We start from the raw sequence: 4,924 nt of genomic DNA on the forward strand, positions 1-4,924 counted from the left end.
CTCATGTTTTTGGGGATAAAATTCCATTATAATTTAAGAGCGCTCTATCAACCATTTCTTTTTGGGAGATGTCTATTAGCAAGTTGAGATTTTTCCACTGGTTGCGGTCAATAGCTAAGTATACCTCCGGATTCGACTTTTTGGTGCCGAATTTTTAGGCTAATAACTGATGATAGACCACAATAAACTACTAATCGTTAAGCTGTGCAAATTCCAGAATATTTGTAACTTTCTGCGTCTGACTTCACAAGTTATTTAGATTGGAAATACTCTTGCTATTGTTTCTAGTTTGACTTTTTTTACGGCGGGAATGATGTTGAGCCAGAAGCAGCAACATCAAGAACTGGGCGCGACCCAATTGCTTTTCTAGATTCTCGCGATCGAATTGCATTAGCATTTTTTTGATTTGTGGGTTTACTTGTCACTACAGCAGACCCATATTTTTTGGGAAACCCAGCTCTCATCCTTTTTATGTCTAGGTTTCAGCTTTCTTTTTACCCCCACAACCCCAACTCTCTTCTGACTCTGTCTGCTGTTTTGCGGTTTGAAATCGTTGCCACCCTTGAGGTGATAGGATCGGGCCTCGAACCCGTCTTGAAGCAGGGCGATTGTGCCTGGATTTTTTCCATTTGAAATCCATAGTTGGGCATTAAGAGTAGAGAACGGCGTAAAATACTCACCTATGAAGCGATGGACAATTGCTTCACAGTTATGCTTTGCGCTAGTCGCACAGGCAATCCTTCAGTTTTGTACAAAAAATATCACCCACAACTTGATAAGTTGTGTTTTAAATCAAGATGGCATTCAAACCTACCAAGAGGGCTATTTATGTTCATAACATTGATTTTTGCATTTGGCCTTGGGTTAGTGGCGGGACTGCGAGCTTTGACAGCCCCGGCTGCTTTATTTCTGGCGCGTGGCGGCACGATCGGGATCGTTCTGGGTGTCCTGGCAGTGGCTGAGCTAATTGCCGATATGCTGCCACAAATTCCCTCTCGCACCAGTCCCCCTGCGTTGATTGCTCGGATTCTTAGTGGTGGCATTGTGGGATGGTTCATCACTGGAGCAAACAGCAGTGTTGCACTAGCTGGATTGCTCCTGGGTGTTGTAGGTGTACTGGTCGGTGCGTATGGTGGTCGGACAGTACGGATAGCCGCCATTGAGCAGATTGGTGCAATTCCTGCTGCCCTTGTTGAGGATGTTGTCGCGATCGCTCTAGCTGCCCTAATCGTTATTCGTTGATGTCACAAAGTACGTAAGTCCTAAGATTAACTGGCATCTTAACTCAAAGAACTTGAGCGGTCTAAATGGAACCGAAATAGAAGAATGAAGACAACTGATTGAAAGGCGGATCGGTCACCTTCGCAACCGATCGTCGGGTCATCAAAATAAGACTGCTGAAATCAGTTATGTATCAACTGATAAAGTAGTAATTGATCGATAGGATACCGATCGCAGATGCAGTCGTCTTTACTATCCAAATCAAATACAGACTGGGAAACTATCAGCACAATTTACATAGGAGCCCCATGAGCACAATCACTACTAAGGATGGTACACAAATCTATTACAAAGACTGGGGTACAGGACAACCCGTTGTCTTCAGTCACGGTTGGCCGCTCAGTGCGGATGCTTGGGAATCGCAGATGTTTTTTCTCGCCTCGCACGGCTACCGCTGCATCGCCCACGATCGTCGGGGTCATGGGCGATCGAGCCAGCCCTGGCACGGCAATGAAATGGACACCTACGCTGACGATCTGGCGGAACTCTTCGAGGCGCTGGATCTAAAGGATGCGGTGACGATCGGACACTCTACCGGCGGTGGCGAAGTAACGCGGTTTATTGGCCGACACGGAACATCACGGGTTGCCAAGGCAGTGCTAATGGGCGCAGTGCCACCGATCATGCTCAAGACGGATGCGAATCCGGGTGGGCTGCCCATTGAGGTCTTTGACGGCTTTCGGGCGGCGTTTTTGGCTGACCGATCGCAGTTCTTCCTCGATGTGGCTAGTGGCCCGTTTTTCGGCTTCAATCGACCCGGTGCCAAAGTCTCCCAAGGTCTGATCCAGTCGTGGTGGATGCAGGGGATGATGGCCGGTCACAAGAATGCATTTGACTGCATTAAGGCGTTTTCGGAAACAGATTTCACCGAGGATTTGAAGAAGTTCGACGTGCCGACGCTGATTATTCATGGCGATGACGATCAGATCGTGCCAATTGGCGCTTCTGCCCTGTTGTCTGCGAAGCTGGTCAAGAATTCGACTTTAAAGATCTATCCCGGCGGATCGCATAGTCTGGGCGACACGAGTAAAGACCAACTCAACGCCGACCTGCTGGAATTCATCAAGTCCTGACGCGGATGCGCGGATGTGAGATCTCACTGTTAAAGATCCGAACGGGTGCATTCTCTTAGGTTCGCAACCGTTTCGGACAGCTTGTTCAAACTCAACAATCACAACAGTTCTTAATAACCATGAAAAAACTAGAAGGAAAAATCGCAGTCGTCACGGGTGCGTCCAAAGGAATCGGTGCTTCTATTGCTAAACATTTGGCAGCCGAAGGTGCAGCAGTTGTCGTTAACTATTCATCAAGCAAAGAAGGGGCCGATCGCGTGGTTGATGAAATTACCAGCGCAGGCGGTAAGGCGATCGCAGTCCAGGCAAATGTTGCTAAAAAGGCAGAGATCGAACATCTTTTTTCAGAAACGCAAAAAGCTTTCGGCAAGCTAGATATTTTGGTCAACAATGCTGGCATTTATGAATTTTCCCCACTGGAAAACATCACGGAAGAGCACTTCCACAAGCAATTTGACCTCAATGTGCTGGGATTGCTCCTCACCTCACAACAAGGTATAAAGCACTTCGGGCCAGAAGGCGGTAGCATTATCAATATCAGTTCGATCGTCAGCACTCTCGCACCCGCGAACGGCTCAGTCTATAATGCTACCAAAGCAGCGGTCGATGCCATCACGAAGTCGCTTGCCAAAGAACTCGGTTCACGCCACATCCGTGTCAATTCAATCAATCCTGGGATGGTGGAAACGGAAGGTTCGTATACAGCGGGAATTGCTCAGAGCGAAGGTCGCAAACAAATTGAAGCGCACACTCCGCTGGGTCGAATCGGACAGCCGCAAGACATTGCGCCTGCCGTCGTTTTCCTTGCGTCCTCTGATTCAGGATGGATTACTGGCGAAACTCTGTATATTACGGGTGGTCTTCGCTAGCTTTGATGGCATTGCGTTTTTCTGTATACGAAGTACAGCGCAAAGCTAAAGCATCCTAACCGCAGTCGGTACCATTCCATGCAAGGCATTGCTGATTTGATAATGATTTAGCTATTTCAAAAGCAAATTCCTAGGTAAGAAAATCATTACTTTTCAGCAATGCCGAATGATGATGTGATAACTCAATCCAAACCCTATCTCAACGAGCAGAGAGTTTTGAACTTGGAGTGTGAAAGTGTTATGAAAGCAAATTATCCCCAAGGAGTTTAGCGCTAATGGAAACAGCAGATGTCATTGTGATAGGAAGTGGTCAAGGTGGCATTCCACTGGCGACTGATTTTGCCAATGAGGGGCGCAAGGTTGTCTTGTTTGAACGGGATGCTTTAGGCGGTAGTTGCATTAACTATGGCTGCACTCCGTCCAAAGCGTTTTTAGCAGCGGCTCATGCAGCAGGTCGGGCGCGTCAGGCCAAGAAATTAGGCATCCACGCGGAGGTTGAAGTGGATTTTCCCGCTGTCATGGAGCGAGTTCGGGGAATCCGCAGCGATTTTAATCAGGGGATTCGCAAGCGATTGGAGACTGCGGGTGTCAAGGTAATTTGTGCTGAAGCTTCTTTTGTGGGTGAACGGACGGTCAAAGGTGGGAATGTCACCGTTCAGGCTCCTCTAGTAATTATTAACACGGGTACCTCATCGCTGATTGCTGAGATTCCCGGTCTGGCAGAAACTCCCTACCTGACCAACCGCAATTTCTTTGACTTGAGCACTAAACCCGCCCGTTTATTGGTGATTGGAGGGGGCTATATTGGCTTGGAATTAGGGCAGGGATTGGCGCGTTTGGGCAGTCAGACTCACTTAATTGTGCGGGGTTCACGCCTTTTAGATCGAGAAGAAGCTGATGTCAGCCAGATCTTAGCAGAAGCCTTCAAGCAGGATGGAATTCAGCTCCATTTTGGGGTGAATGTAAATCAGGTTGCCCATGAGAATAATGTATTTATTCTGACGCTGAGTAATGGCGAACAATTTCAGGGAGAAGCTTTGCTGGTTGCGATCGGACGGAAACCCAATACAAATGCATTAAATGCCGCCGCTAGCGGGATTGAGTTAGACGATCGAGGGTTTGTCAAAATTGACGACCAGTTTCACACCACCTGTTCTGGTGTCTATGCGATCGGGGATGCTGCCAAACAGCCTGCCTTTACTCATGTTTCATGGGAGGACTATCGCCGTTTAAAAGCTATTTTGTGTGGAGAAAACCGGACGCGAGGCGATCGCGTTCTTGGCTATGCGGTATACACAGAACCCCAGGTGGGGCGAGTGGGGATGACGTTAGAACAGGCTCAGAAACAAGGCATCAACGCGCGTGCGGTTACGTTACCTATGAGCCAAATTGCGCGTGCGATCGAGTGGGGGCATGACCTGGGGTTTTATCGCATGGTAATTGACAGCGACACAGACAAAATCCTGGGAGCAACCCTAGTGGGCTACGAAACTGCGGAACTGGTTCATGTATTTTTATCCCTGATGGAGGCGGGAGCAACCTGGCAGTTGTTAGAGCGATCGGTTCACATCCATCCCACCTATGGTGAAGCTTTACCCAGTCTGGCACGGTTGCTGCTTTGAGATACAGCGGATTCCAGGTTTATGAAGTACAGTAGCAGCAGCTTGTAAACCAGTTTTTAAAGTGCTGTGGATTAACCAA

4 protein-coding genes are annotated in these 4,924 nt (G+C 48.2%); all 4 read left to right on the forward strand.

All coding sequences use genetic code 11. The annotated features are described in order from the left end of the window. The first annotated feature begins 828 nt into the window (after positions 1-828). Positions 829-1,242, forward strand: coding sequence for a hypothetical protein (locus tag QUA20_RS31305; RefSeq protein WP_333194211.1), 414 nt, complete (start codon positions 829-831; stop codon positions 1,240-1,242). A 287-nt stretch (positions 1,243-1,529) separates the two neighbouring features. After that, positions 1,530-2,354 (forward strand): alpha/beta hydrolase, encoded by an 825-nt coding sequence (locus tag QUA20_RS31310; RefSeq protein WP_333194213.1) that lies wholly within the window; start codon positions 1,530-1,532, stop codon positions 2,352-2,354. A gap of 119 nt (positions 2,355-2,473) precedes the next feature. Continuing rightward, entirely contained in the window at positions 2,474-3,223 is a 750-nt protein-coding gene (locus QUA20_RS31315) for a glucose 1-dehydrogenase (protein ID WP_333194215.1), read from the forward strand. Positions 3,224-3,498: 275 nt separating this feature from the next. After that, positions 3,499-4,845, forward strand: coding sequence for an FAD-dependent oxidoreductase (locus tag QUA20_RS31320; protein WP_333194217.1), 1,347 nt, complete (start codon positions 3,499-3,501; stop codon positions 4,843-4,845). Positions 4,846-4,924 lie beyond the last annotated feature (79 nt).

The sequence above is a fragment of the Microcoleus sp. Pol7_A1 genome (assembly GCF_036701085.1).
In the GTDB taxonomy this organism is placed as follows: Bacteria; Cyanobacteriota; Cyanobacteriia; order Cyanobacteriales; family Microcoleaceae; genus Microcoleus; species Microcoleus asticus.